The following is a 22,360-nucleotide window of genomic DNA, read 5'->3' as shown; positions in this document are numbered from 1 at the left end:
TCTCCTCAAATTCCAGCCGGGATGATACGGCGCCATCTCAAGTTGTAGGTCCGCGCCTCCAGCATAGACGCGCCGCCCGGCAGCGGTGTCATGCCGATGACATGCCCGTCATCGAATGTGTATTTGCGGTGGAGGCCTGGCAAACGGAGTTCCCCGCCAAGTATAACGACGGTTGTCATGGCTTTTTGATATTCCTCAATCGCCTCGAAAACCGCGTTTGATGGGCTATTTGCTTCCAACGTGAGTGACATTTCAACGGGGCGATGCTGAAAACCCTTATTGAGGTACCCGTCAATTGACATGCGGCTATCGGTCGCCGCGTATGAGCTGACTTCCCAGGCGCGGTCGGTTCCCCAGTTTTCGAGGGTGATCGGGGCAGAAAAAAGTGGCTGTATCGTCAAAGTGAAGATGGCATCAGCCGAGGTGATAAAACTCTGAGCCATTTATTGGACCTCCATGCTGGCGACAAGGAAGGATTGAACACTCTGGCCGTCCGTGTACCAGAATTTCGAAGAGGGGGAGCGCCGCGCGACGCGGACCGTGGCCGGAGCTGAAGACGCGTTTGGCTGGAAATACCAGCCTGAATACTGAATGGTATCCGCGATATCAGCCCCTGCGGCTTCTTTAATCTCAAGCTTTTGAGCTGCCGTCAGCGTCACGCCTGCGCGGATGGCCCCGAAGCTGATGGCTTGATCAATCACGTCCTTGACAGCCGCGCTGACAAGCCCGTCGCCTTGTGTGGTGTAGGGGATTTGGCCTGCCGTATTCAGCAGGTTCATGAGGGCTGACTGCATGGAGGCGTTCATCCAGATCTGATTGATATAGGAATCAGCCCAGAGAAATTGGCCCGAGACCGCGCCGTCGCGGAGAAATTCAAAGCGCCCCAATCCATTGGCGTAGGCGCCGTAGAATGAGTAGCCATTGCCCTGAAGTGCCGCCGCAGTCGTCGCATCAGTTACAGACGGCGTGACGAGGCCATTGCGCCGCTGCGCAAGCACCGTGCGTCCGTTGGCTGCGTCAAAGTTGAGGGAAGCCATCCAACCGAGGCAGAGTGCCGCGGCATTCGGGTCTTTATAAATCGCCGTCGTGCCGTCAATGTTTTGCGTTTGAAGCCATGTTCCAAACGATGTGCTGCCGGACGAGACGATTGCCTGGTCATCCGTGTCCCAGGCGACATACCAGAACCTCAAGTTCTGTGAGCCTGTCCACGTCGCAAAGGCCTGCTTCTCAGAAAGGGTTGGTTCCCATGCTGTCGTGAAGCCGCTGAAATCCTGCGTCTGGTTGACGACCGCATTCATCAAATCAGTCGGGGAGGATGCGGTCGAGCTTTCTCCAGCCGAAGCGCCGTAGAAATACAGCTTCGTCGGCAGCTTGATCGCCCCCTCATAGCCTGAGAAGTAGACCGCAGCCATTTTCGCTTCGACAGAGGTCGCCGTGAAGTCTTTCTGAACGTCAGCGGACGACGTGTAGACCTTGAGCGCACCGGAAGGAATGACAGCGCTCTGCGTCAGGATCAGCGCATTGATGAAGGTTACCCCGACACCGACACCCAGGGCCGACGGGACGACCTTGACAATCGTATCGATAGGGATTGAGCCGAGCGTATCAGCCATGAGAGTTGTCCTTGTTTACGTGAAGGAGATCGGCGGGGATGACCGCCGTGTGAAGGTCCAGAGCAGACGGTGAGGAGATCGTCGTCGAGATGCGCGCATCGATTGTCAGGTCGAGATTCCACCCATCGACATATTGGGCTGAGGCATTAATCCAGACATTCTGACGCGGGTCCGTGGTCTTGACGGCGGTGATCTCCGGTAGATGCTCGCTGAAATACGTCGTGGCGTGCCCGTCGCGCCAAAGGGTTGAGATGAGTGAGGCAATGTCACCTGCGCCCTCACGAAACACGGAGAGCTGAATCGTCATCAGCACGGGCTGCGTGACAGTGGCTGTCTGATCGGCATTCTGAACGTGGCTATTCGTCGCGTAACGGCGACGCGTCACGATGAGCATCTGGACGAAGGGCCCAGGGGGTGGCGGCGCGCGGTTGGTCTGGGCTTCGACAACCCGGACATTATCGGGAAGGATCGTCCTGAGCCATCCTTCGAGCGCGTCGTAAATCTGCGCTTCAGATGGAAAAACGTTCAAGCCGGATCGTTTTGGAGCGTCACAACGACTTTTCGCCATTCTCCATTCCCCCACTCCTCGATGAGCTGTGTGATGAGCCATTGACGGTTGTTGAAGACGAGGACGTCACCGCCGAGCTGAAGAGCTTCGCTCAGTGGGCTGATCCGGCCACGGATGTAGACAGCGCGCATTTCCGATGTCTGATTCAGGTTGTCGAGATGCTGAAGGTCACTGCCGCTCAGAGACTGAACCTCGATCTCAACCGGCACATCACGATATTTTGGCTTCTGTCGGCGCGAGCCGTCTTCCGCGTCATAAACGCGCAGCGTTGCCTGCGTGAACGGGTTGATGACCTCTGTGAGGCCACCCGCAATGCCGTAGAGATCGATCATGGTGATTTTCCGATTGTGTATTGTGGCTACACGATATACGATGCCTACATGATCTTGAGTTTCAAGCACAAGGGACTGGAGTTGTTCTGGCTCCGAGGCGTTCGTAAGGGTATCAATCCGGCGCATTCCGGAAAACTTCAGCGCCTACTGGACAGTCTCAACGTTGCTTCGTCTCCCGACGATCTTATTTATCCTGGGTCCGGCATGCATCGCTTGACTGGAATGCTGGACGGTTACTGGTCTTTAAAGGTGAACGGCAACTGGCGCGTCATCTTTCGATTTGTCGGTCACGATGTCGAATTGGTTGACTATCTGGATTATCATTAAGGAGGGCGTGTCATGACACCGCACACACATACGCATCCCGGCGAGATATTGCGGGAGGATGTTTTCCCGGAGCTGGGGCTGTCAGTTACGGAGGCGGCAACGCATTTGCGCATGACGCGCACGGCTTTGTCGCGTGTTTTAAATGGACATGCCGGTATAAGCCCCGCCTTAGCGCTCCGCCTGGAGAAGGCTGGGATCAGCAATGCTGATTTCTGGGTGCGTTTTCAGGCGAGTTATGACCTTTGGCAGGCGCGGCGTCGACCCCAGCCGGACATCCAACGGTTTGCTGCTGCTTGACCAAACGCGCCAAGGTTTGAGGTCATCGGTGCATGCGAGAGGAGACTGCATCGCGCCGCTTCATTCCACCACCTCCACAAAAAAACCGCCCCGAAGGACGGCTTTTCTCCTTTACGGGTTTTAAGCTTCAGAAATTGACCATGTCGGTGTCTTCTTTCTCACGACGCGGCCTCATCGCCTCGTCGCAACGGCTTTCGAAATCGAGGTGATCAAGGCGAATGCATAACTGCTCGACGATCTCTGCGAGACGGTCACTTATGATCGGACTCACCGAAGTCTCTGCCTGCCCCGTGAGTTTCAGTATTTCGCTGACAAAAGTCAGATCGTGCAGAACCTCACCGATGCTATCCGTTTTCTCACACTGTGGCATGTGCTGCCTCCTGTTTGTCGAAAGCAGGCGCGGGGATACCGAGCTTGAGGCACAGCTTCGTGACGCCCTGAGCCGTCACACGCGCCTGCGTTGTGATCTTCTCGGTCCCGTCATCACGTTGAACTGTCGTGTATTTGTGCTCTAGATCACCATTATCGAGGTGCTCGGCATAGCCAATCCAGGCGGGCGATCCGACGCGCCGGTATATCCAATGCTCAGCATTCAGGTAACGGATAAAAGCCTGTGGCTTCATCTGGCACATCTTGGCTGCATCCGTCAGACACACACTCCCCTGCGCTTTCGCAAGGCGGTTATATGCCGCGACGACGGGCTTCATCACCTCAATCTGCTCCGCTTGGTCCGCGGCAAGGCGGAGCGCTTCGGAAAGATTTCTCGGAACAGTGAAGGCGGATCTCTGTCCCGCACCTTCAAGCTCAATCCAGCGGTCGATGATTTTTTTCCGCAGTCTGACATTGTAGCCAGATATCAAAGTCAGGGTGAGGTCTTTGGGAAGTAGAAACTCTTCATAATTCTGGCCATTTTGCGGGTCTGTCCAGATTTGGGCATACCCCGTTTCCGACATTTCCAAATCATTGAACATCTTACTGATGTCGCGCCGCACGTGTCGGTGTTCCTTCTGCGTAAGCTCTGCAATTTCACGGCTCGACATAGTAAGGTTTGAACGTTTTGTGATATCGATATCTTTAGCGGTAGGCATAGGATCATGCTCCTTGCTTGCGGTTAGACTGGTCCCGGAACGCCTTTCCGGGACCAGTCGTTATCAGTGATAGCACTTATATATATTGCAAGTCAATATTGATATCGTGTATATGCTCGATATGGCTGTTGACACTTCCAAAATGACGCGCAAATTGATCTCTCTGCCAAACGACATGCTTGAAACCATCTCTGATTTCAGGTTTCGGGAGCGCATCGGGAGCGAGGCCGAAGCCATCCGCCGTCTTATCGAAGCTGGTCTCAAGGCATTGCAGAACGACAACTCTGGGCGATAGGCCCGGGTAGTTTTACGACTTTCTCGTAAAACTCCGTTTTCAAACAGCCGTTCTGTCGTCAAATCGATGAATTTAATCAACGAGATTCAGGTTGCAGAAGATAATTCACCATCGGGCTATCGCAAGGTTTGATCAAATTTTCACCTTGAAGGTGACGTTATTGATCATTCGGTTTGTGTCCTCGAGCGGGTTATTCCGCTTTTTCTTACGGATGGTCGAGGGTGCGTTGGGCGGCTCGGTCCAGCCACGGATGGTCGCCTGAATATCATTGACGATTTGCTCGCCTAAAGTCGTCAGGGACGTTTTCGAATCAAGGCTTGAATCTCGCAGGATTTTCGCAAAATCCGCATACCATTTCATCTGGTTTTCCGAGATCGTCGTCCTCATGAAGGGGCGGGCGGGTATGATGATTGTGTGGGCTGGCACGACGTGGTCGGTCGCGACGTTCGCCACGCGTTTTTTCACAAAGCGGCCTTGACGATTGTAGGTGACACCATCAGGGCGGAGCGAACGGTAGACGGTTGTCGTTCTCTCCGGCACATTAATGGCCGCACCGAATTCGTTTAGCGCTGCCACAGACGCGATCGGTGGGCCATTCTCATAACTCTTGCCAGCAAAGAAGCCGACATCCAGCTCAGCCTTACGCGCGCCTTTTTGGGCAATCGCCTTCAGCTTGCGCCGCAATTCAGCCATGCCGTGGATGTTTTCCGCCATGGTTCAGGGCCAGATAAAGGCTGGATGCGAACGCCCGGGGATCATGCGCATCTGGCGGTATTTAAGGGTCGCCTGCCAGAAGGTCAGGCCCCATTGGGTTTGCGCAAACCATCCCGCGCCTGCGCCCACATCAGGGGCTTCGGCGGAAACGGAGACAGAACCGCGCGTGGCTGAGGAAATCCTCCCGACAAGGCCACCGCCGGATGATCCTGAGCCGCCTGAAGGGGACGTGCTGATCTGAGCAATGTGCGCCGTCAGCATATAGAGCAGATTGCGCCGCGCATTTACGTCTCGCTCCGGTGAGCGCGGCGAGTTGTTGAAGATGAGGCAGGCCTGATCAAAAAAGAACTGACCCGCCTCCGCCGACACGTTTTGAGCAAGACCGCTATAAATTTGACGCCAGAGGTCGTAATCAAACGTGACGACGCCGGTTTCTGTCATTTGTCACTGGCTTTCTTGACGCCTGGGACTTTATTCTGATCGAGCGGTTCCATCCCTGTTGGGGTTTTCCCTTCGGAATCCAAGCGATCCAAGGCACGCTTTTCATTGACTTCGGCAAAGATGATGTTTTTCTTCACGAGATCACTGGAGGCGTTCTGCTTCAGCCATGCTTCCCAGAACTCCTTGTCAACCTGCGTTCGCCCTCCGTAACCAAGATGGACGTTTGCCTCTTTGACAAAACGCGGATCGCCCTTGATGCCGTTCAAAGTGACTGACTTCATAGGTTTGGGAGCAGTGTTACTTTGGTTTGGGCTGAGATTTCTCGCTTTCAGAACTTCCATGTCATGGACGTCAAGCCTGATGCCCGACGGTAAACGACAGATAACGGTGATTGTCTCGGCCATGTTTAGATCCCCACCATCGTCACGCAGGCCAAAGGATAGCGCCAGATCGTGCCCCAAGTGCCCTGAGATTTCTTTTGACGAGTATAAGAGGTGAAATTCTCAACCCGATGCGCGCGCAGCTTTTCTGTGAATGCCGTCGTCACCGTTTCCTGCCCTTCGACCTGTTTGACGAAAAGCTGTGCCTGAGTGACTTTTGATTGCCCCCCGGACAAACTTACTCCCGCCTCTGGGAGAGAGACAATTTCAAGATTGGGTAGATTTTCTTTTAGTAGCTCCTTAACGGTCGTTTTATACTGGTTAGCATAGAGCAAGCAAGTCTGATGGGTCGTCGGAATAACAAGCTTCATCGGCGTCTCTAATGTGAGATTACCTGCCATTTGCGTGAGGGCTGTCGTATACATTGACAGGATATCAGAATAGACCTGCAGGGGATCGCTTGTATCGAACCAGGTATTGCCTGACGCTGCACCTCCTGATGCGTTCGTTTTCGGCGTCGGCTGAATTGCGGGGGGCAGGTCAGCATCGTTGAGCGCGCCACGAAGCTGGAGGCCCGAGATGCCGTAAAGGTTAATTGCGTTCTGAGCCTTATTCAACACGGCAATCGACGCAAGGTTTTTCCGACTGATCCAATCGAGCTGCGCCGCTCCCATGAGCTCACCTTCCCGCTCGCCCCACTCAGTATAGGTCTGATAATGAAACGACTGTCTGACTTCCCAATTCACGTTGGCGCCCGTCATGCCGTCTCGACTGTAATCCTCATAGGCGGCTACGTCGCCCGAATATTCAACCATAGGAAATTGCGCAAAGCTGGTGATCCAATCGCCCTTTTTCGCAGAGCCGTAAACTTCCTCCGACTTCGTCGGCGTGACAATCGTTTCAATGATCGTCGGGTCCACCCATGTTGTAAAAAGGGAGGGGATACCGATATTTGCCTGAGTAATCGGACCGGATGCTGCGTCCATGGCAAGTTGGGCATCATGTGCAAAACGTGAGACGTGCCGCAGATCGCCGGTCACGCCCCAGTCGCGCTCGAGGGCGACGAGATCTGGGTGTCTCATGATATTTCCTTAATATATGGGGGGGGAGTGCAGCTTAACGCTGTAAAGTATGAGCGGGGCCGTTGACGATGATCAGATCCCCGGCTTTGCCGCCACGGGCGACGGTCCAGCCTGTTTCGACGGTATTGGCCGGCGCTGTGCCTTTGGCCGCCGTCGATATTGATCCATCTGCCGTCGACGCATAAACAGCCTGTCCGACCGACGATTCCGTAGAGGATTTAACCCAGAAATCGCCGCCTTCTGCGAGTGTCACGGGAAATCCGGCATTAATGGTATTCGTGTACGACTTGGTCACATCGGTGATGAAGGCCTGCTGATTTCGATAGACGAACCCCGTCGGAATTGTTGAGCCCGCGTTAGAGACGAAACCCTGATCGTCGGCCCAGGCAAAACGTCCCACGATCACGCCACTCGTTCCCGCTTTGAAACCAAGCGTCGTTGAAGGAACCGTTTTGTGGGGATTGGCGCTTGCGAAATCGCCTTCGAACCCGATCGGCCACGTGTAATTGGCATGTGTCTGAAATGACATGGCGGTGCTCCTCAATATTTACGCGGCGCAGGAACGCCGAACTTGTTGGTCGTCGCCGCATCCATCGCAACGCTCGGAGATGGCGGCCGTTTTGCGTCTAAACGCGACTTCACGATTGCGCGGAGACCAGCGAGGTTGACGCCAGCCGTATCAATGCCCTCTTCCTTCAAGGCGTAGCGATACACCGACTCGGCGCTGTCCATGGCGATCACAATCTCGCCGACGAGGGGTCTAACCTCGCGCAGTGCTGCATCCATCGCTGCACGCTTGGCGTCATGTGCCCGGAGTTTGTCCTCGACCATGCGATCGACATCCTCTTTGGAGAATCGCTTCTCTGGCTCTTCATCACGAGCAGGATCAGTTTTGGGATCGGGCGTGGAAGGATCGACGATTTTCGCAGCCTCGGCCGCGGGGTCTTCCTCCTCATCCTCGCCCTGACTTCCATCGCGATTAATCTCGCGCATGATGCGGTCGATGTCGCTGTCGGTCTTCTCGTGCTTCTCGAGCAGAGCCTTAAGCTCATCCTCGAGACTGTCCTTGGCGACATCGTCTTTCCGGTCGTCGTCTTTTGTTCCATTTTCTGCCATTTCTGGCTCCTCGTCGTTGGTTATAAGGGTAGCTGAATCGGCGACCATCACGTCAGGCCCGGCGCGGCCCTTCTCAACGAGCGCGACGTGATTTCCGCGGATGTCCTTCATGCGCCCGTCATAGGGCTCGCCATCGATCTCGCCGGGCGTCATGTCCACATCGTAGGCGTAGGCGGATGAGATTTCCCGCTGCGTTCCTGTTTTGATCCTTTCGATCATGTCGCCGTCCCAGACCACCATGCTGTTCATGAGGTAGGGTGCCTCGAACCGGGCGTTTTCCCCCGTTGAACCGATGACAAGCTCTCGACGCGGATCTGCGGCCGTGACGGATCGATGCTCCTGAAGCACCGGCACACGGTTGAAGCTGTCTGCGGCTTTCTTCAGCTCAGTGGGATCGCGATAAAGCCGGTAGCGCCGGTTGGCGTCGAGCCCCAATTCTTCACCACGAGGGATTTCACGCCCGAGATATTCGCAGATGTTAGCCTTTGAAATCGGCGTCATTTCGATGTGCAGGCGTCCGTCCTTGTCAAATGTCCGGACGCTGCCCATCCGGTCATAGGCGAGGCGAAGAGTCATCGTTTTGTTCTCGTTAGGCGGCTAGTTTTTGCAGAATAAAGGGATCAATATGCTCGAGCGACGGGATGATCGTGCTTGATGAGCAGTGGCAATTGATCTCCTCACCGGGCTGCACCCATTTTCTTTCGAGATAGGCGCCCTTTCGGATGTCGAAAATCAGACCTTTCAAACCGGCAGCAAGATGATCCGGGCGGGGCTCATGCACGCCCGCGCTGTGGTGCCACCGGGCAAAAAAGAGACCACTCTCGGCGCGACGTTCATTCGTGACCAGGGCCGTGATTTTAGCGTTCTGGTCCCGCGCGATGAGGGCGGCCCGAGATTTCGCCACGCCGAAGCGTTCACGCAGGTTTTTCGCCAGGGTGGCCGCGTCGCCACCCTTGAGGGCGGCTTGCGTGACGAGGTTCGCGACTTGATCGAGATACTGCGTTCCGATCGATTTGATGAGCGACGTGTTGTACTGCGCCGCGAAGCCAATTTTACTCGAGAGTTCGGGTGTGGGACGAAAATCGATCGCGAACCCGGCACGTTTTAACGATGCGCTGAACTGGCGATCAGCATGAGCGCTCATGCCGGTGACGGCGTTGGCCGCTATGTCCGGCGCGCGTTGAAACCAGGCGTCGATCCATTTTTTATTTAGGCGATCGAAGGTGCGTGCAATTTGCTCAAATGACAACGCGTCCATTGCGATGGAAGGCGCTTCATTTTCCGGAGAGGCAAGAGACGTGATCAGATCACGTGACATTTCCCGTAAGAGCCGGTTCAACTCACCCTGATAGCCATCTCGTTGGGCTGCGCTTGGCTTATAAGGCGGAAGAATAAGCGGGCGGCTACTCGGCGCGCGGATCGCCATTCTGAGCACTCCCGCCGATAAAATCCTGCGGCCTGAATCCGTCGGCGTTCTGATCAAGATAGGATTGAGAGGGCGCCTCGCCGTTCAGATCGACCTTCGCGTAAATCGACGTGTCACTGTGCTTTTCGCGCTCTCGCGCTTCTTCAGGAGAGATTTTCCCAGCCTGAATATTCACGAGGTCAATATCGGCGCGCATCTTCTCAACGGCGGTGAGCTTCTCCTCATCAAGCTGCCAGAGCGGATTAAATTCGAAGCTGAGGTTTTTATCGATTTCGCCCCAGAGATGAAGCTGGACGAGCCGAAACATTTTTTCGAGGACAGGCCGCACATGTGCTTCCTGAAACGCGGAGATTTCATCGTAGAAGACGCGGATTTCGCCCTCGGATGAGGCATTAAGTCCAGAGGGCTGCAATCCGAAAAGCTTGACGAGTGGGATGCCGGGGATCGACGCCATGGCCTCCATGGCGCTCGCCTGCAGATCGTTCAGGCCGCCGAGAGGAGTTGAGACGACGCGCACATCCTCGGCGTTCTTATCCGCGATGATGGTGTCCTGCCCCTCTGATACAGCTTGCATGAGGTTGGCGCGGCCTACCACGCTGTCACGCTCAACGTCGCTGAACGGCATGCCTGGATAGGAATCTCCCGACCCCACAGCGCTCTGCATGTTGCCTGCCATATCGGTCAGCAGCACGAGCTTTGAAAAATTGGAGGTAATGTTGCTGACGCTGTTCCGCGTGCGGAGGAAATTATGCACGTAGGCGCGGATTTGTTGCGTCAGGGACAGCCCGCCAAAGTTGAAGGCGGGCTTCAGCAGGTCAGAGACCTCATAGGGCACCATATCGATCAGCCGATCGGTGTGGACCTGGCGCCCGATGATGTACCACGTCTGCGGCTTGAAGAAATCGTCTCTCAGCGGATCAACGGCGTTATAAACGGACGGCGTCGCCCAGAGCGGCTCAATCGTTCGGAAACCACGCAGGCTGCCTTGTTTGACGCCCTGAGCCGTCACACGCAGTGGGAGCGATGTATCTGTGTCGCCATGCTGCGCCGCCACATCGATGAAGACGTGACCGATGCCGTAGAGAAGTGCCTGCTTGATTTGCTCGCCAACGATCCGCCGTATGTTCAGGCGCTCGAATTCCTTCTCAATGGCCGTGACTCTCTCATCGGCCGCATTGGTGCCGTCAATCTCCTCTCTAAGCCGCTCATCCTGAGAGTAACTGTCTGTATTATATCGGAACTTAATCCACTCGCGCGTGGCCTCACGTGTGATAACGATACAAGGCTTGCGGAATTCAGCGCGCTGTGCCATCTCGGCGAGGTAGGGATATCCTAGAAAAGCGAGCCCATCAGAGAGCCAGCTCCTCGCATAACCGCCTGCGCCAAGTGTGAACGGTGAAATAGCCGCCTGTGCCGCGTCAATCATCGCGTCATAGGCTTTGCGATCCCCCTCGGGGATGACGGAAACGGGCGCTCTGTAAGGCCTGAAGACCTCAGTCAGATCAGGCTCGTCGTTCTGTCCAGTGTTGCGCGCATAATTTTTAAAATTCGGCCAGGCGCGCTTACCTGCATAAGACTTCGGTTCCTGCTTTGGCCTATCAGGCTGAGCAGGAGCGGGCTTACGGCGAAAAAACAATGTCAGAGTCCGTGATGATGGGCTGGGGCTGCGTAGCGCGCGAATGACGGCATCCGGCGCTTATTCGTAATGATCCCGTCGAGCGCGTAGCGGATAGCGTCGATATAATGGTTGTAGCGATCATCGATCTTCGGAAGGATGTCGTTCGTCATTTTATCGACTTTATAAGCGTAGAGCCTGAATTCCCGTGCCGTCTCGACGCAGCGTTCATGCACGATGATGCGGGTAAATGCTTTCAGCCGCTCTACGCCGTCCTCGACGCTACCGGGCCATTTCTGTGCGGCGCTGATGCGAAACCCATGCCGGTTTGCAAGGTAACTGATTGTCTCGGGCCGAGCAGAGTCACCCTTAATCGGCCACGCGCGTGCACCCGGGATGCGCTCAAAAAGCTCTGGCAAACGATCAAGCTCAATGCCGACGCCGCCAGCCTCGTGATCAATGTAAAGGCAGTCATCCTGCACGAAGCAGCGAACGAGGGCTGTGGGGTCTTGCGAAAAACCCCAGTCGGCGCCGAAGTAATAACGCGCATCTGAAGGCGACTCAAAGGCTTCCACAGTGACGCGATGCCGGAAAATGACCGCTTCGGAAATCGTGCGGCACGCGCCTTCCCAGACATGCTCATAGGCTTCAGGATCATGCTTAAGGAGCCGTTTGCGCTCTCCTTCAAGCTCGGGTGGAAACCAGGGATTATCACGCCAGTTGATGCGGCTTACCCATGCGTCAGGGTCATCCTGAAGCATGGATGTCAGTTTATAAACGGGATCATCACTGTGCTCGGGATTATACGTGATCCAGATTTCTGAACCCGTTTTACGGATGGTGGGCACAAGGATGTCGAGAGAGGTCTGGCTAATCGTCTGACCCTCCTCGACCCAGCAGATATCGATCCCTTCCGTTGACTTGATGCCCTGTATGTTGCGCGCCAGACCCTTGAACAAGAACTCCGAACCGAAGCTTGATGTGATCGTGTGCTCTTGGATTTTGAACCATGGCGTCAATTCCATGGCGTCGATCTGGTCGGTGAGCAGCTTCTTGACTGAGTCATTTATGCTGTTCTGATATTCGCGGCAGCAAAGGATACGCAGTTTTCGCGACGCGGCCATCGCCACGAGGACACGCGCGACCGTCCATGATTTGGAAGAACCACGTCCGCCATACCAGATGCGGTAGCGATAGGGGCGAGAGAAATCTCCGAACTTATGCGAATAGGCGAGGTCAACCATATTAAGACGCTTTAATGGCACTGAGTGCAAACTAAAGTTGACATTTTAGGGTATGTAAACTATAGTTTCCTTATGGTCGATCTTCTCAAAACAGATGAGTTTGACAAATGGATGCTCGGTCTCCGGGACCGTCAGGCAAAAGCCCGCATCGCTGTCCGTCTCGATCGCATGGCTGGAGGCAACTTCGGTGACGCAAAATCGGTGGGCAAAGGTCTGATGGAGCTGCGCATCACGTACGGTCCGGGTTACCGAATCTATTATGTTTGGTCTGGAGTGGTTTGTGTAATTCTTTTGTGCGGGGGCGATAAGGGGTCTCAGGCTCGCGATATCGTAAGGGCGCAAGAGTTAAAGAAGGAGTTAGGGTTATGAATCAAAAGCTCAAAAGACTTAGCCGCTATGATTCGGCGGATTATCTCGATGGTGAAGACGATATCGCTGCCTATCTCAATGCGGCAGCCGACAGCGACGACGGGGATGGCGCGACTATTATTTCGGCTCTTGCCGCTATTGCCCGGGCGCGTGGCACGTCTGCTTTGGCGCGGGAAGTTGGGATAACGCGGCAGGGCCTTTCAAAAGCTCTGTCGCAAGGTGGCAATCCAACTCTGGCGACTGTGACGAAGATTGCGAAAGCTCTTAATGTGCGCCTTGGTGTGCGATCAGATGCCGCGCTACCATCGTCACCCGATTAATCCTCTGGCGCTTGCTTCGGATCGGGCAGCGGCCTCATATTAATTGTGACAGGCATGAGAGCAGCACCGTCCGCCCCTGTCAGCTCGTGATGCGCCGTCGCCTTGCCCAAGCCGCGATCCAGAAGCTCTTTGATCGCCGCGATCCGAGCTGAGTCTGTGTCGCTGTCACGGATCATCTCGACGAGAGTCTCAATCGCCTCTTCCGCATGCATGCGCGCCATCTCACGAATCTGCGCTGTCGTCTTGTTGGTCGAGCCTTTTTTCCGCCCGGCTCCTGGGGGACGCGGAGCGCCTTTCTGGAATTTTGTCGATTTTGCCATAAACTACCGATAACTGCCGTTATCTTTCCGTTATTTTTACGGTTTTTGAGGGAAAAGGCTGAGAGTGTTTTTACGTCCTAAACGCACTTTTCCGAGCCTGACAATTTCTTACTAAAAATCGGTACCGTTGTCAACGCCTTTGTTTTCAACGGATTCGCGGCCCGCATAATAGCCCGCGAGTTGCTCGAGCACGATCGCAGCCTGACCCCGGACAAGTCGCTTGCCCTGTTCGAAATGCTTGCAAGGATATTTCAACTTCGCGATCGCTGTAAACGACAGGCCGTCGGCCAAGAGCATCACGAGCAGCTCATGCGCTGGTTCGGTCAGCCGCGCCCTGATGCGTGAAATGCGGGCACCTGCCTGTCCGCGCTGAAATGCAAAAGTGTGCACGTCTCCTTGGAGGTATCCATCAGGCGCCAGATCGCGCAGCCAGTCGCCGTAGCCTTCTCGCGCAAACACGAAATCACTGAGCCACCACGAGGCTGCCGTGACAGCGTCTCCCGATATCTCACGCGCACTGTGCAGGCTCTGAACCGTACGCGCCCTGGCGAACAGCCCGTGATGATCCTTCTCGAAATCCGGCTTGGCGACGCGTTCAGGCGTCGGCGACATGGTTTCGATGGGCCAAAAAGCATGACGCCCTACACTACCCCTTTTTTTTGCCTGTGGTGGCGTTTTTTGTCGTTTCCGCATGACTGATACCAGAGATTGTTTAGAAGGCATTCTACGACGATCCTGTAGGCTCTGAAGAGCATGTTTATTTCGTTAATGAACGGCGATGTTGTCTCGTCGCGTCGACTGAGCATGCTTGGCAAGGAAATCCTCGAGAACCGGCATCTTCATCCCCGACTGGGTCACGCCCATGCTGATTTTCGCGATGTAGGCATCTCGAGCACGATTGAACGCTGCTACGGCTTCCCGTTGCTCGGGCGTCTCATCCGTTACCTTCAGCACGTGCCTGACGGATTCATCCAGCCAGCGCTCGTTGTTGAGCCAGGTCGCGGGGTGTGGCCGGAAATCTCCCCGATCAGAAAGCTTTTCCGCGAACGGCCAGGCAAGGACGCACCGAATGAGGAGACGCTGGCTGATCTTCCGCCGGGCTTTCTCGAAAGCTTTCCGCGCTGAGCCTTTCCCCTCCTTGCGAGGATAGGCTGCCCAAAATTCATCGAAGTCCTGCTCAGGGATGCGTTCGAGCTTCGGCTTGGACGGCGTTGCTTTTGGCTGACACGAAGGTTGCTCAGCAATGGGATCGGTGAACAGGTCTGAGGGTTTGGCTTTCTCTGTTTTCGACCCATGATCGATTTCCCCTTGGGGGGATAATAGGGGGGTATTGATAGAATAATTGTTATAATTGATATGTCCCTGCAAAGTTTGCCGGGGTCTCCTTGCAAAGTTTGCCGGGGTTACGTGCAAAGTTTGCCGGGGTCTCCTTGCAAAGTTTGCCGGGGTATTTGATTCGTTAGACAACGGCATTTGTGCGTCGAAACAGACGCGATACGTCGTCGCAACGCCGGAAGAAAATTCTCTCTCGATGAGCCCCAAGCTTTCGAGATCGGCAAACGCTTTGCGAATAGAGCGAGCCTTATAGGGCCAGTCTTTCTCAATTTTCGCGATGGAAAGTGTGCATCGCCCCGTATTCAAATCAATGTAGCTGATCAGAGCCGTTAGAATGACTTTAGGAGCCCTCTTCAACGGAAGAGACTTCGCCCAATTCATGGCGGAAAATGAGTTCGTGATCATTGGCGAGCGTCTCCCTTTTTTGAAGGCGCATTGATCTCATACCGGGTTGCGCTGCCGCTTTTAGGTGTCGCGAAAATGATCTTATTGTTGACTAAATTTTTTAACGCTCGTTGCGCTGACCTTTCGCTTATCGAGCTTCCGGAGGCAATCTCCCGAACCGTGGGGATGTGGCCTTTCTTGCTGGATTTATTTAAAGTTATCAGGATTACAAGGACCAATTTTTCGATGCGTGGCAGGTCTAGTTTTTGAACCCAAGTGAATAAATGCTTTGTCATAATTTCTCTCCCCACGCATTACTGGATGCGCGTTCAGTTTCATCACGGAACCACGTGGTGGCGGCTTCAAAACGAAGCCTGACCAAGCCTTCCGGCCCGTGTCGGTTTTTCGCAATGTGCAGCTGCCCTTGTCCCTCGCAGTCGCCTATGCGTAGGAGAAGCTCATCTGCGCGAACTTTCCATTTCTCGTCTGTCTCGTCCTTGCGACGCCCCTCTTGAAGCTCTTTGCGAAGGTAATATTCAGCGCGGTAGAGCAGTCCGATGACATCGGCATCCTGTTCAAGACCGCCGCTGTCGCGTAGGTCAGACATCATCGGCTTTTTGTCAGGACGCTCCTCGACCTTCCTGTTGAGCTGAGCAAGCGCGATGACAGGCACGTCGAGCTCTTTGGCGAGTGACTTCAGATCCTTCGAAATTTCAGTCAGAGCCGCGTAAAGACCTCCGCGCGTAGCATGAGAGCTCGCGGACATGAGGCCGACATAATCGAGAATAATGGCATCGAGACCCGTCTTCGAGCGTTTCATACGGCGCGCTCTTGATCGTAACTGCACGACGCTGATCGCGCCGCGCGTATCGAACTCAATGGGGAATTTCGTCGCCTCGTCACAGGCGGCCATAAAATGACTCCATTGCGCCTTGGAAAGTGAGCGACGACCTTCACCGTCATCCCAGTCACGCCCTGACAGAATCGAACGTAGGTTGAGCCCCGTTTTACCTGACGCCGCACGGGCACCGAGCTGCTTTGCCGTCATCTCGCCGGACCAGAAAAGAACCCTCTTCCCTGAACATGCGATGCGCATTCCCATGCCGAGCGCGATACTCGTCTTACCCATTCCTGGACGCGCACCGATGAGATATAGGTTTCCGCCAACCAAACCATTCGTGAGCACGTCAAACGACCGATAGCCCGAACTTATCCCTGCCAGCGCATCTCCTCGTCTGACAGCTTCCTGAGCATCCTCATACGCCTTGGCGATAGCCTGGAAGACCGGGACATTTTTCTCCGTGTCCAGCGCCGGGTCTGCCAAATCAAGAAGGCGAGCTTCAAGCTGATCTGATATTTCCTGAGCGGACTCTGTACCGGGCATAAGGCATAATTCGGTCGTCTCCTTACACGCGAGATACAGGGTCCGGCGGCGCCAGGAATCTCGTATCGTGAGCGCATATTCGCGGTTGATCTCATTCAGCCCGACCATCGCAGAAACGATTTTAGCGACGAATTCGCTGGGCTTTATCTGACCGGATGACGGATGTTTATCTAGAAATCGACGTATGCTGAAGGGGTCGGGTAAATGACCGTCCACGTAAAGTCTCAAGATCTCGGCGTAGATATCGCCATAAACGCTGCTCGAGAAATAAGAAGGTAAAAGAATATCCTCCACCATCGGGACAATTTTCTGAGGATTAATGATGAGCGCGCCCAGGAGAGCAATTTCTTCGTTAACAGAGACGATATCGATAATACCCGGTTCATCACCGACGCCCGAAGATAGGCTCATTTTCCTACCCCCCGATCGGCCACGATATTGACGGCCGCAGCGAAAAGCGCCTCTTTATCTTCACAGGCGCGCCATGCTTCACGCAAGGCGATCACGCGGTCGCTCTTTTCTTTCAATCGTAAGGCTTGTAAGATAAGTGCGTATGGCGACTTGACCTGAGCTGCAGGTGACTCTATTCTCTCGTAGAGCATAGCTCTCTTCCTTGTGATCAATATGACGACGTTCGAGGCGGGATGGTGGAAACGCTATCCCGCTTCGTGTTTCTGCGCCGCGCGTGCTGCTGCCTCTCGCTCAAGGTCATCGAAGACGGACATGTCGATGACGAGGCCATACGCTGCGTTATCCCCATCATCTGTGCGGATTAAAAAGTCTACAGAAGGGATATCAGCTGTGACGCGAAACCGATCCGTGCCGTCACAATCCATCCGTTCGACCTCATCCACGGCACGACTTGCTACCGAGCAGCGCTGTGTTCCTCGAAGCATCGTTTTCACATGCCCAGTGCGTGAGCATAGATGTCGAAGAGTGATCGTTGCTCTTCAACCTCGGACGGCGCCTGCTTGCGTGCGCGGAGAATTTCCTTGAGAACAGGCACGTCGAAACCCGCTGATTTTGCCTCAAAGAAAATATCCTTGATGTCGCTCGCGAGGGCCTTCTTCTCTTCTTCAAGGCGCTCGATCCGATCAATGATCGATTGAAGCCGTTTTGCCGATACTTCACCTTCTGAAGCGACTGGGCGCGGTTCATATGCCCCGCTATGCCCGTTTATCTGGACCTGCATTATTTTTTATCCTTTACTCTGAACATGCCTGCCGCGTGAAGAATGTCCGCGGGGATGTCATTATATTTTCCTGTCAGCGCGAAGCTGATGCGCCTGGGATGGATCTTGTGACGCCGGGCAAAGCGTGCCTGCGCTCCATACGCATCACCGACACGGCGCCGCAGCTCCTGAAGGGTCTCATCGCGGGTCATCGGCCAATGCCCGATCGATCTCGTTGTCTATCAAGCTGCTCTTCACCATCGACAGTGATGACACGATCACGCACATCGGGGCGATTACCGCAGCGATGAAAATGTGAGCAAATCCGCAAATCAAAAGCATGATAAGACTTGAAAAAAGCGAGACCCATGCCAGTCCTGCAAAAAATGAACGGCGCTTTCTCATTTTTGCAATGATGAATTTCTTTGCGCCATTCTGACTAATTGCGTTCATCTCTTCCTCCGCGCCAATTTCGACTCAACCTGATCACCCTTCCTCATGAGACGATATCCCTTCTCCATTAATCGCCTGGCGCGCCTCCTAAGGAGGAACAGGCGATAGGTGAGGAGCTGTCTGACCATGTTGCATCCCATTTTTCTGAAAGTTGACGGCACACTTGCGCATCATGATCGGCCCGCTCACGCATGGACTGGAGATGCCGCTCATAAGCCGCGTTAAAATTGTGATAGATGTGGGCAGGTATGACCCGCCACTCGCCGTAATAAAGGCGTTTTACCTGACTTGCCGTCAGCTCCATTTTGCGCGCAATACGCGGGAAGACGGATTTCAAGCAGTCACGCGACGGGTAGGCCTCGACGAGCTCCCGCATTTGCAACTGCATCATCTCAGCAATCGCGTCAGGCGTCATATCGCGCCTCTGAAATTCTGCGCTCACGGAACATTTTTCCGTCACGGCGGAATCCTCCTGTTTTAAGTTGCGTCCTGGGAAGGTCGACAACTGTGAAACGAGAGGAAGAAGAATTGCACGCATATGACAGGCCACTGCTGGAAGACGATCGGCGTTGGGAGGTGCACAACATGGGCACGCCCGTGCTCGTCATCGACATGATGCGGGCAGCCGAGCTTTGGGCGATCCTGCATCCGAAAGCCGGACAGGAGGAGCGCCGCATGATCGTCTCTCTGATCGCCGGTGCAGTGGGGGCCGAATGCGACATTTGCTTACCGCGGCCCAGCGGCTAAGGTGTCGTGGCACGGAGGAGTCGCAACCTCCCCCGTGCTTGCTTCACCATCTTGACCAGAGGATGAATTCTGATGGAGCCATTTCAAAGAAACGCCGAGGCCTTGCAACGCCTCTCTTGCGCAATTCAGATTGCAACAAACAACTTGCTTTCCGACCAGTCCGAACAGACTCATACGACGCTTCTCGACGCAATTTCTTTCGTAGACGACTTCGTCGACGAGAAAGGCCAGTTTGCGGAGCGCCAGGTGGACCCGAAGAAAATGCCAGATTTTACCCGTTTCGCTAAGCTCGACCCTCGCCCCTCTGACGTCCGATAGAGGGCCATGAGGATAGAAGCAATTTCCTCTTGGATGCACAGTTCCTTCTGAGAAAACATGATTTTTTCACATAAAGGATAACTTGCTTCTAAAAGCGGAATTGCTTCTATCAAAGGAACCTCGGAGAGGCTGATAGCGCGATTGAAAAATAGTAGAACGCCCTCGATCGTTTCGGAAATACTGGTCGGATCTATTCCGTCCATACCGGCTTTTATCAAATGAATGGCTAAAGCCCGTTTTCTGGTTACGGCCTCTTCGTGCGTGAGGCATGGACGAATGATGGTCATGGCTGATTCACCGGATGAGCACGCATATAGGCATCAGCTTTCTCGATCGACCGAAGGCTACTCATGCCCGCTTTGAGTCGTCGGATAAATTTCGGATTCCCCACGGCGAGAATCCCAAAAACGCGTGGAGATAAAGGTACTGCAGCGCAGTAGTCTTCAATCTCTTTTAAAATTCTTTCCCGATAAAGCATGAGAGAAAAATGTCTTATGTCGGCTTACGAATCAAGTGATTTTTCTCTCATGCAAAGATTATTTTTATAGGCCATAATTATCTCATGGATGATGAACCTAAAGACGATTTGCTTAAGACTCTGGATAAGCTCTGCGCAGAGAGGGGCGTTTCGCGTCGTCATCTAAGCTTAGCGTCAGGCATGAGTGACGGGGCAATTAAAAACATCGCGACCGGCGTGACGAGAAGCCCCAGATTAGACAGTTTAGCGCGCCTGGCTGCTGCTGCCTCTAAGAGCTTCACTGTTTTTATAGGTGACTATGCTCTTCGAGCCAAAATCGGCAGACCACACTCTTCGAACAATACACTGGGCTCTGCCCCAGTGACTTTCTCTGATTATAATGCGGAATTAGTCGAAGACGCAGATGAACTCGAGTGGCTTCAAGAGTGGCGTGATATGGAGAAATCTCAACGAAGGCGAGCCCTAAATCTCATCAAGGCTTTTCTGCAATCCGACGGGATTTAAATGAATTCTTCACCTACCATCAATTTGAAATTTAAGGGATAGTAGACCCACTTTGGGTGCGCTCGAAGCAAAACCTCGCCCAATTTTTCCCAAAAAGATTTTGGATCTGGTGACGATAGAGTACGAGCGCGCCGAAAAACTCACGCCAGTGAGATAAAAATAGCTTGACCAAATATTTTACCTGAGACATAAATAGCTCATCCTAAAGGAGATGAGCCATGCAACAGGAACCAGATTATCTCTCCGACTATGAGGCGTTTCTCAAGGGAGAGATTGAATATGATCGGATGTGCCTTCAGAAAGTGCACGCTTTTCTGATCGATATGGACTCAGGGTGCTGCGAGGGTATCAACGCTGATTTGGCGCTGCTCGGAGCCGGGAAGCTTCTCTCAACAATTAAAGATGATGGTTTTGCCGATCGTTACGACGGGTGGCAGGCCTTCTCCCGTGCGCGTCGGGCCATCATGGACGAGGAATTTGACCTCGTAAAGGTGTTCCAGGATCTGGACGCCGCGGAGGAAGCGCTGGCCGACAATGAGAATTTTCTTCTGGAGGGTGGCTTTTCCCCATCTCGCCTGAAAGCCGATGCAGAAACCGATTATCGGATGGGATTGCTGGTCGCAGACTCTTTCAGTCACGGAGTTCTGCCATGATCACGATCAGTAATGACGCGGCTGCGGCTGTTCTGAACGCTCTCGACCGCGTTGAGCGCATTCGGAATAACCTGGATAACACGCCTGAAATCAGACGCTATGCGGATCGCTGGGCAGGCCTGGACATGGAATCTGTCCGGAGCAAGCTTATGCAGGAGGCAAGGCCGAAGACATCTTGGGTGCGTCCGTCGCCTCACCAGAGAGACGGTCGTCTCAGCGTCGATCTGCTTATTCAATATGAAGATGGCGCGTTTGACATCATTCAGTCAGGTTTTCAGGTCGAATATGCACGCATCAGAGGTTACACGCTTGTGCCACGTCCTCATGATAAAAGGTGGAAGTCCACCCTCCGAGGTTTACGGCCGCGTCTGAACCATCAGTGCCTCGTCGATACGCCTCATGGCGTCGTCATTGACACATGGCGCGGCGATCATTTCGAACATAACCGCTACACATTCCCGCACCCTGATCGCTGGATTGATCTGATCGAGCTGACGAGGGAGGGCGTGTGATGAATAAGAAATATGAGTTCGTCAAGGGCGACACGCTGACACTCACGGACGGCACAGTGCTGCACCGCATCCGCGCAGTGCGGGATATTCCGCGGCGCTGGGTGAAGGCAGGCGATCTGGGCGGTTACATCAAAAAGAGAAGTAATCTATCGGAAGAAAGCGATGCCTGGGTCTCCGGCGATGCCTGGGTCTCCGGCGATGCCCAGGTCTTCGGCGATGCCTGGGTCTCCGGCGATGCCTGGGTCTCCGGCGATGCCTGGGTCTACGGCAATGCCTGGGTCTACGGCAATGCCTGGGTCTACGGCAATGCCTGGGTCTACGGCAATGCCCGGGTCTCCGGCGATGCCCTGGTCTACGGCGATGCCTGGGTCTTCGGCGATGCCTGGGTCTCCGGCGATGCCCAGATTAAAGAATGCTCTGAGGCGGGATACTTCAGTAATGTGGGCTCTCAAAAAGGAACTCTGACGTATTACAGGACAAAAAAGAGCATTGGCGTCACACGCGGCTGCTTCTCGGGCACGCTTGAAGAATTCGAAGCGGCCGTCGAAAAAACACACGGTGATAACCAGTACGGACAGGAATATCGGATACTTATCAAGTTCATAAAAAAACGCGCCTCCTCCTGGAAGAAGGAGGGCGTGTGATGGTCCCGAATGTCGAATTCACGCCGGAACTCGCGCAAATCAACATGGCGATCGATGAAGCCACGCGAGCACATGATTGGCTGAAGCGTCAGCCTCGTGACATGATTGAAGATGAGTTGAAGAGGTCGCTCATGGGCGGGTTGATTGAAAAGCATAAGAAGCTTTGCGAAGAAAAGAAGCGAATATGCTTTAGCTTGAATACTGGTTTCTACTGAAGAAACTGAAAATCC

Annotated in this window: 36 protein-coding genes; 12 read left to right on the top strand and 24 right to left on the bottom strand. The window is 54.2% G+C overall.

All coding sequences use genetic code 11. The features are described 5' to 3' along the window. Window positions 1-5 precede the first annotated feature (5 nt). From CGLAMM_RS02645 to CGLAMM_RS02635, 3 genes are read right to left on the bottom strand one after another with little or no spacing between them, the layout of a single operon-like run. Window positions 6-443 carry a phage tail fiber protein gene (locus CGLAMM_RS02645; RefSeq protein ID WP_394819441.1) on the bottom strand — a complete coding sequence of 146 codons (438 nt, stop codon included), beginning with the start codon at window positions 441-443 and terminating at the stop codon, window positions 6-8. After that, the gene (locus CGLAMM_RS02640) at window positions 444-1,613 is read right to left on the bottom strand and encodes a DUF3383 family protein (protein WP_394819442.1); all 1,170 of its coding nucleotides are present in this window, start codon (window positions 1,611-1,613) and stop codon (window positions 444-446) included. It abuts the gene before it with no gap. Continuing rightward, window positions 1,606-2,142 (bottom strand): phage neck terminator protein, encoded by a 537-nt coding sequence (locus CGLAMM_RS02635; RefSeq protein ID WP_394819443.1) that lies wholly within the window; start codon window positions 2,140-2,142, stop codon window positions 1,606-1,608. Before CGLAMM_RS02635 ends, CGLAMM_RS02640 begins: the two co-directional genes overlap by 8 nt. Between CGLAMM_RS02635 and CGLAMM_RS02630 the strand changes: the two genes are divergently transcribed. Both CGLAMM_RS02630 and CGLAMM_RS02625 read left to right on the top strand, forming a co-directional pair. After that, window positions 2,127-2,840: a type II toxin-antitoxin system RelE/ParE family toxin gene (locus CGLAMM_RS02630; RefSeq protein ID WP_394819444.1), complete on the top strand. Its 714-nt coding sequence runs from the start codon at window positions 2,127-2,129 to the stop codon at window positions 2,838-2,840. The genes CGLAMM_RS02635 and CGLAMM_RS02630 overlap by 16 nt on opposite strands. A 12-nt stretch (window positions 2,841-2,852) precedes the next feature. Then, the gene (locus CGLAMM_RS02625; protein ID WP_394819445.1) at window positions 2,853-3,137 is read left to right on the top strand and encodes a HigA family addiction module antitoxin; all 285 of its coding nucleotides are present in this window, start codon (window positions 2,853-2,855) and stop codon (window positions 3,135-3,137) included. Between the two features lie 127 nt (window positions 3,138-3,264). Here the strand turns inward: CGLAMM_RS02625 and CGLAMM_RS02620 are convergent, their stop codons facing one another. Further along, the gene (locus tag CGLAMM_RS02620) at window positions 3,265-3,507 is read right to left on the bottom strand and encodes a hypothetical protein (protein WP_394819446.1); all 243 of its coding nucleotides are present in this window, start codon (window positions 3,505-3,507) and stop codon (window positions 3,265-3,267) included. Further along, complete coding sequence (locus CGLAMM_RS02615) at window positions 3,494-4,177, bottom strand: phage antirepressor KilAC domain-containing protein (RefSeq protein ID WP_418115306.1); 684 nt, start codon at window positions 4,175-4,177, stop codon at window positions 3,494-3,496. The genes CGLAMM_RS02620 and CGLAMM_RS02615 overlap by 14 nt, the downstream gene beginning before the upstream one ends. Before the next feature lie 133 nt (window positions 4,178-4,310). On the opposite strand from CGLAMM_RS02615, the gene CGLAMM_RS02610 reads away from it, so the two are divergent. Continuing rightward, window positions 4,311-4,520 (top strand): hypothetical protein, encoded by a 210-nt coding sequence (locus tag CGLAMM_RS02610; protein WP_394819448.1) that lies wholly within the window; start codon window positions 4,311-4,313, stop codon window positions 4,518-4,520. Window positions 4,521-4,652: 132 nt separating this feature from the next. Here CGLAMM_RS02610 and CGLAMM_RS02605 read toward each other — a convergent pair whose 3' ends face one another. The 9 genes from CGLAMM_RS02605 to CGLAMM_RS02565 form a co-directional block, all read right to left on the bottom strand. Continuing rightward, on the bottom strand, window positions 4,653-5,234 hold the full coding sequence (locus tag CGLAMM_RS02605; RefSeq protein ID WP_394819449.1) for a hypothetical protein: 582 nt from the start codon (window positions 5,232-5,234) through the stop codon (window positions 4,653-4,655). Between the two features lie 3 nt (window positions 5,235-5,237). Next, a complete protein-coding gene (locus tag CGLAMM_RS02600) occupies window positions 5,238-5,675 on the bottom strand; it encodes a DUF4054 domain-containing protein (RefSeq protein WP_394819450.1) in 438 nt (145 codons plus the stop codon). Next, window positions 5,672-6,079, bottom strand: coding sequence for a hypothetical protein (locus CGLAMM_RS02595; RefSeq protein ID WP_394819451.1), 408 nt, complete (start codon window positions 6,077-6,079; stop codon window positions 5,672-5,674). Before CGLAMM_RS02595 ends, CGLAMM_RS02600 begins: the two co-directional genes overlap by 4 nt. Before the next feature lie 2 nt (window positions 6,080-6,081). Further along, window positions 6,082-7,137, bottom strand: coding sequence for a hypothetical protein (locus CGLAMM_RS02590; RefSeq protein ID WP_394819452.1), 1,056 nt, complete (start codon window positions 7,135-7,137; stop codon window positions 6,082-6,084). A 34-nt stretch (window positions 7,138-7,171) separates the two neighbouring features. Beyond that, entirely contained in the window at window positions 7,172-7,666 is a 495-nt protein-coding gene (locus CGLAMM_RS02585; RefSeq protein ID WP_394819453.1) for a structural cement protein Gp24, read from the bottom strand. 11 nt (window positions 7,667-7,677) lie between these two features. After that, complete coding sequence (locus CGLAMM_RS02580) at window positions 7,678-8,829, bottom strand: DUF2213 domain-containing protein (protein ID WP_394819454.1); 1,152 nt, start codon at window positions 8,827-8,829, stop codon at window positions 7,678-7,680. A gap of 13 nt (window positions 8,830-8,842) precedes the next feature. Beyond that, complete coding sequence (locus CGLAMM_RS02575; protein WP_394819455.1) at window positions 8,843-9,679, bottom strand: phage minor head protein; 837 nt, start codon at window positions 9,677-9,679, stop codon at window positions 8,843-8,845. Further along, entirely contained in the window at window positions 9,657-11,105 is a 1,449-nt protein-coding gene (locus CGLAMM_RS02570; RefSeq protein WP_418115305.1) for a phage portal protein, read from the bottom strand. Before CGLAMM_RS02570 ends, CGLAMM_RS02575 begins: the two co-directional genes overlap by 23 nt. Before the next feature lie 212 nt (window positions 11,106-11,317). Beyond that, complete coding sequence (locus CGLAMM_RS02565) at window positions 11,318-12,538, bottom strand: PBSX family phage terminase large subunit (protein ID WP_394819457.1); 1,221 nt, start codon at window positions 12,536-12,538, stop codon at window positions 11,318-11,320. 72 nt (window positions 12,539-12,610) lie between these two features. On the opposite strand from CGLAMM_RS02565, the gene CGLAMM_RS02560 reads away from it, so the two are divergent. Both CGLAMM_RS02560 and CGLAMM_RS02555 read left to right on the top strand, forming a co-directional pair. Continuing rightward, window positions 12,611-12,907 (top strand): type II toxin-antitoxin system RelE/ParE family toxin, encoded by a 297-nt coding sequence (locus tag CGLAMM_RS02560; protein ID WP_394819458.1) that lies wholly within the window; start codon window positions 12,611-12,613, stop codon window positions 12,905-12,907. Continuing rightward, window positions 12,904-13,227, top strand: a complete 324-nt coding sequence (locus tag CGLAMM_RS02555) for an addiction module antidote protein (RefSeq protein ID WP_394819459.1) — start codon at window positions 12,904-12,906, stop codon at window positions 13,225-13,227. Before CGLAMM_RS02560 ends, CGLAMM_RS02555 begins: the two co-directional genes overlap by 4 nt. Here the strand turns inward: CGLAMM_RS02555 and CGLAMM_RS02550 are convergent. The 6 genes from CGLAMM_RS02550 to CGLAMM_RS02525 all read right to left on the bottom strand — a co-directional run bounded on the left by CGLAMM_RS02550 (window position 13,224) and on the right by CGLAMM_RS02525 (window position 17,252). Beyond that, on the bottom strand, window positions 13,224-13,547 hold the full coding sequence (locus tag CGLAMM_RS02550; protein WP_394819460.1) for a hypothetical protein: 324 nt from the start codon (window positions 13,545-13,547) through the stop codon (window positions 13,224-13,226). The genes CGLAMM_RS02555 and CGLAMM_RS02550 overlap by 4 nt on opposite strands. A 111-nt stretch (window positions 13,548-13,658) precedes the next feature. Then, window positions 13,659-14,270: a hypothetical protein gene (locus CGLAMM_RS02545; RefSeq protein WP_394819461.1), complete on the bottom strand. Its 612-nt coding sequence runs from the start codon at window positions 14,268-14,270 to the stop codon at window positions 13,659-13,661. Window positions 14,271-14,312: 42 nt separating this feature from the next. Next, window positions 14,313-15,287: a hypothetical protein gene (locus tag CGLAMM_RS02540; protein WP_418115304.1), complete on the bottom strand. Its 975-nt coding sequence runs from the start codon at window positions 15,285-15,287 to the stop codon at window positions 14,313-14,315. Beyond that, entirely contained in the window at window positions 15,284-15,562 is a 279-nt protein-coding gene (locus CGLAMM_RS02535; protein ID WP_394819463.1) for a helix-turn-helix domain-containing protein, read from the bottom strand. Before CGLAMM_RS02535 ends, CGLAMM_RS02540 begins: the two co-directional genes overlap by 4 nt. Beyond that, on the bottom strand, window positions 15,559-17,061 hold the full coding sequence (locus CGLAMM_RS02530) for a replicative DNA helicase (protein ID WP_394819464.1): 1,503 nt from the start codon (window positions 17,059-17,061) through the stop codon (window positions 15,559-15,561). Before CGLAMM_RS02530 ends, CGLAMM_RS02535 begins: the two co-directional genes overlap by 4 nt. Then, on the bottom strand, window positions 17,058-17,252 hold the full coding sequence (locus CGLAMM_RS02525) for a hypothetical protein (protein WP_394819465.1): 195 nt from the start codon (window positions 17,250-17,252) through the stop codon (window positions 17,058-17,060). The genes CGLAMM_RS02530 and CGLAMM_RS02525 overlap by 4 nt, the downstream gene beginning before the upstream one ends. Window positions 17,253-17,294: 42 nt before the next feature. On the opposite strand from CGLAMM_RS02525, the gene CGLAMM_RS02520 reads away from it, so the two are divergent. Then, window positions 17,295-17,426 (top strand): hypothetical protein, encoded by a 132-nt coding sequence (locus CGLAMM_RS02520; RefSeq protein ID WP_394819466.1) that lies wholly within the window; start codon window positions 17,295-17,297, stop codon window positions 17,424-17,426. 125 nt (window positions 17,427-17,551) lie between these two features. Here CGLAMM_RS02520 and CGLAMM_RS02515 read toward each other — a convergent pair whose 3' ends face one another. From CGLAMM_RS02515 to CGLAMM_RS02505, 3 genes are all read right to left on the bottom strand, one after another. Further along, a complete protein-coding gene (locus tag CGLAMM_RS02515; RefSeq protein WP_394819467.1) occupies window positions 17,552-17,842 on the bottom strand; it encodes a DUF2312 domain-containing protein in 291 nt (96 codons plus the stop codon). A gap of 177 nt (window positions 17,843-18,019) precedes the next feature. Next, the gene (locus tag CGLAMM_RS02510; protein WP_394819468.1) at window positions 18,020-18,274 is read right to left on the bottom strand and encodes a hypothetical protein; all 255 of its coding nucleotides are present in this window, start codon (window positions 18,272-18,274) and stop codon (window positions 18,020-18,022) included. 67 nt (window positions 18,275-18,341) lie between these two features. After that, complete coding sequence (locus CGLAMM_RS02505; RefSeq protein WP_418115303.1) at window positions 18,342-18,716, bottom strand: hypothetical protein; 375 nt, start codon at window positions 18,714-18,716, stop codon at window positions 18,342-18,344. Between the two features lie 65 nt (window positions 18,717-18,781). Here CGLAMM_RS02505 and CGLAMM_RS02500 point away from each other — a divergent pair, with 65 nt between their 5' ends. Further along, window positions 18,782-19,021 carry a hypothetical protein gene (locus CGLAMM_RS02500; protein WP_394819470.1) on the top strand — a complete coding sequence of 80 codons (240 nt, stop codon included), beginning with the start codon at window positions 18,782-18,784 and terminating at the stop codon, window positions 19,019-19,021. Window positions 19,022-19,191: 170 nt separating this feature from the next. Here the strand turns inward: CGLAMM_RS02500 and CGLAMM_RS02495 are convergent, their stop codons facing one another. Next, window positions 19,192-19,626, bottom strand: coding sequence for a hypothetical protein (locus tag CGLAMM_RS02495; protein WP_394819471.1), 435 nt, complete (start codon window positions 19,624-19,626; stop codon window positions 19,192-19,194). Between the two features lie 275 nt (window positions 19,627-19,901). Here CGLAMM_RS02495 and CGLAMM_RS02490 point away from each other — a divergent pair, with 275 nt between their 5' ends. The 5 genes from CGLAMM_RS02490 (at window position 19,902) to CGLAMM_RS02470 (ending at window position 22,345) form a co-directional block, all read left to right on the top strand. After that, window positions 19,902-20,321: a hypothetical protein gene (locus CGLAMM_RS02490; protein ID WP_394819472.1), complete on the top strand. Its 420-nt coding sequence runs from the start codon at window positions 19,902-19,904 to the stop codon at window positions 20,319-20,321. A gap of 218 nt (window positions 20,322-20,539) precedes the next feature. Next, the gene (locus CGLAMM_RS02485) at window positions 20,540-20,974 is read left to right on the top strand and encodes a hypothetical protein (protein ID WP_394819473.1); all 435 of its coding nucleotides are present in this window, start codon (window positions 20,540-20,542) and stop codon (window positions 20,972-20,974) included. Beyond that, window positions 20,971-21,486, top strand: coding sequence for a hypothetical protein (locus CGLAMM_RS02480; protein ID WP_394819474.1), 516 nt, complete (start codon window positions 20,971-20,973; stop codon window positions 21,484-21,486). The genes CGLAMM_RS02485 and CGLAMM_RS02480 overlap by 4 nt, the downstream gene beginning before the upstream one ends. Next, complete coding sequence (locus CGLAMM_RS02475) at window positions 21,486-22,130, top strand: hypothetical protein (RefSeq protein ID WP_394819475.1); 645 nt, start codon at window positions 21,486-21,488, stop codon at window positions 22,128-22,130. Before CGLAMM_RS02480 ends, CGLAMM_RS02475 begins: the two co-directional genes overlap by 1 nt. Further along, window positions 22,130-22,345 (top strand): hypothetical protein, encoded by a 216-nt coding sequence (locus CGLAMM_RS02470; RefSeq protein WP_394819476.1) that lies wholly within the window; start codon window positions 22,130-22,132, stop codon window positions 22,343-22,345. The genes CGLAMM_RS02475 and CGLAMM_RS02470 overlap by 1 nt, the downstream gene beginning before the upstream one ends. Window positions 22,346-22,360: the final 15 nt, after the last annotated feature.

It is taken from the genome of Sorlinia euscelidii (assembly GCF_036452135.1).
In the GTDB taxonomy this organism is placed as follows: domain Bacteria; phylum Pseudomonadota; class Alphaproteobacteria; order Acetobacterales; family Acetobacteraceae; genus Sorlinia; species Sorlinia euscelidii.
This window is presented reverse-complemented; position numbering and strand designations above follow the sequence as displayed.

Coding starts and splice junctions, on each gene's coding strand:
- CGLAMM_RS02645 (WP_394819441.1), bottom strand. CDS start 443: ATGGCTCAGAGTTTTATCACCTCGGCTGATGCCATCTTCACTTTGACG.
- CGLAMM_RS02640 (WP_394819442.1), bottom strand. CDS start 1,613: ATGGCTGATACGCTCGGCTCAATCCCTATCGATACGATTGTCAAGGTC.
- CGLAMM_RS02630 (WP_394819444.1), top strand. CDS start 2,127: ATGGAAAAACGTTCAAGCCGGATCGTTTTGGAGCGTCACAACGACTTT.
- CGLAMM_RS02625 (WP_394819445.1), top strand. CDS start 2,853: ATGACACCGCACACACATACGCATCCCGGCGAGATATTGCGGGAGGAT.
- CGLAMM_RS02620 (WP_394819446.1), bottom strand. CDS start 3,507: ATGCCACAGTGTGAGAAAACGGATAGCATCGGTGAGGTTCTGCACGAT.
- CGLAMM_RS02615 (WP_418115306.1), bottom strand. CDS start 4,177: ATGTCGAGCCGTGAAATTGCAGAGCTTACGCAGAAGGAACACCGACAC.
- CGLAMM_RS02605 (WP_394819449.1), bottom strand. CDS start 5,234: ATGGCGGAAAACATCCACGGCATGGCTGAATTGCGGCGCAAGCTGAAG.
- CGLAMM_RS02600 (WP_394819450.1), bottom strand. CDS start 5,675: ATGACAGAAACCGGCGTCGTCACGTTTGATTACGACCTCTGGCGTCAA.
- CGLAMM_RS02595 (WP_394819451.1), bottom strand. CDS start 6,079: ATGGCCGAGACAATCACCGTTATCTGTCGTTTACCGTCGGGCATCAGG.
- CGLAMM_RS02590 (WP_394819452.1), bottom strand. CDS start 7,137: ATGAGACACCCAGATCTCGTCGCCCTCGAGCGCGACTGGGGCGTGACC.
- CGLAMM_RS02585 (WP_394819453.1), bottom strand. CDS start 7,666: ATGTCATTTCAGACACATGCCAATTACACGTGGCCGATCGGGTTCGAA.
- CGLAMM_RS02580 (WP_394819454.1), bottom strand. CDS start 8,829: ATGACTCTTCGCCTCGCCTATGACCGGATGGGCAGCGTCCGGACATTT.
- CGLAMM_RS02575 (WP_394819455.1), bottom strand. CDS start 9,679: ATGGCGATCCGCGCGCCGAGTAGCCGCCCGCTTATTCTTCCGCCTTAT.
- CGLAMM_RS02570 (WP_418115305.1), bottom strand. CDS start 11,105: ATGATTGACGCGGCACAGGCGGCTATTTCACCGTTCACACTTGGCGCA.
- CGLAMM_RS02565 (WP_394819457.1), bottom strand. CDS start 12,538: ATGGTTGACCTCGCCTATTCGCATAAGTTCGGAGATTTCTCTCGCCCC.
- CGLAMM_RS02560 (WP_394819458.1), top strand. CDS start 12,611: ATGGTCGATCTTCTCAAAACAGATGAGTTTGACAAATGGATGCTCGGT.
- CGLAMM_RS02555 (WP_394819459.1), top strand. CDS start 12,904: ATGAATCAAAAGCTCAAAAGACTTAGCCGCTATGATTCGGCGGATTAT.
- CGLAMM_RS02550 (WP_394819460.1), bottom strand. CDS start 13,547: ATGGCAAAATCGACAAAATTCCAGAAAGGCGCTCCGCGTCCCCCAGGA.
- CGLAMM_RS02545 (WP_394819461.1), bottom strand. CDS start 14,270: ATGCCTTCTAAACAATCTCTGGTATCAGTCATGCGGAAACGACAAAAA.
- CGLAMM_RS02540 (WP_418115304.1), bottom strand. CDS start 15,287: ATGATCACGAACTCATTTTCCGCCATGAATTGGGCGAAGTCTCTTCCG.
- CGLAMM_RS02535 (WP_394819463.1), bottom strand. CDS start 15,562: ATGACAAAGCATTTATTCACTTGGGTTCAAAAACTAGACCTGCCACGC.
- CGLAMM_RS02530 (WP_394819464.1), bottom strand. CDS start 17,061: ATGAGCCTATCTTCGGGCGTCGGTGATGAACCGGGTATTATCGATATC.
- CGLAMM_RS02525 (WP_394819465.1), bottom strand. CDS start 17,252: ATGCTCTACGAGAGAATAGAGTCACCTGCAGCTCAGGTCAAGTCGCCA.
- CGLAMM_RS02520 (WP_394819466.1), top strand. CDS start 17,295: ATGGTGGAAACGCTATCCCGCTTCGTGTTTCTGCGCCGCGCGTGCTGC.
- CGLAMM_RS02515 (WP_394819467.1), bottom strand. CDS start 17,842: ATGCAGGTCCAGATAAACGGGCATAGCGGGGCATATGAACCGCGCCCA.
- CGLAMM_RS02510 (WP_394819468.1), bottom strand. CDS start 18,274: ATGAACGCAATTAGTCAGAATGGCGCAAAGAAATTCATCATTGCAAAA.
- CGLAMM_RS02495 (WP_394819471.1), bottom strand. CDS start 19,626: ATGACCATCATTCGTCCATGCCTCACGCACGAAGAGGCCGTAACCAGA.
- CGLAMM_RS02490 (WP_394819472.1), top strand. CDS start 19,902: ATGGATGATGAACCTAAAGACGATTTGCTTAAGACTCTGGATAAGCTC.
- CGLAMM_RS02485 (WP_394819473.1), top strand. CDS start 20,540: ATGCAACAGGAACCAGATTATCTCTCCGACTATGAGGCGTTTCTCAAG.
- CGLAMM_RS02480 (WP_394819474.1), top strand. CDS start 20,971: ATGATCACGATCAGTAATGACGCGGCTGCGGCTGTTCTGAACGCTCTC.
- CGLAMM_RS02475 (WP_394819475.1), top strand. CDS start 21,486: ATGAATAAGAAATATGAGTTCGTCAAGGGCGACACGCTGACACTCACG.
- CGLAMM_RS02470 (WP_394819476.1), top strand. CDS start 22,130: ATGGTCCCGAATGTCGAATTCACGCCGGAACTCGCGCAAATCAACATG.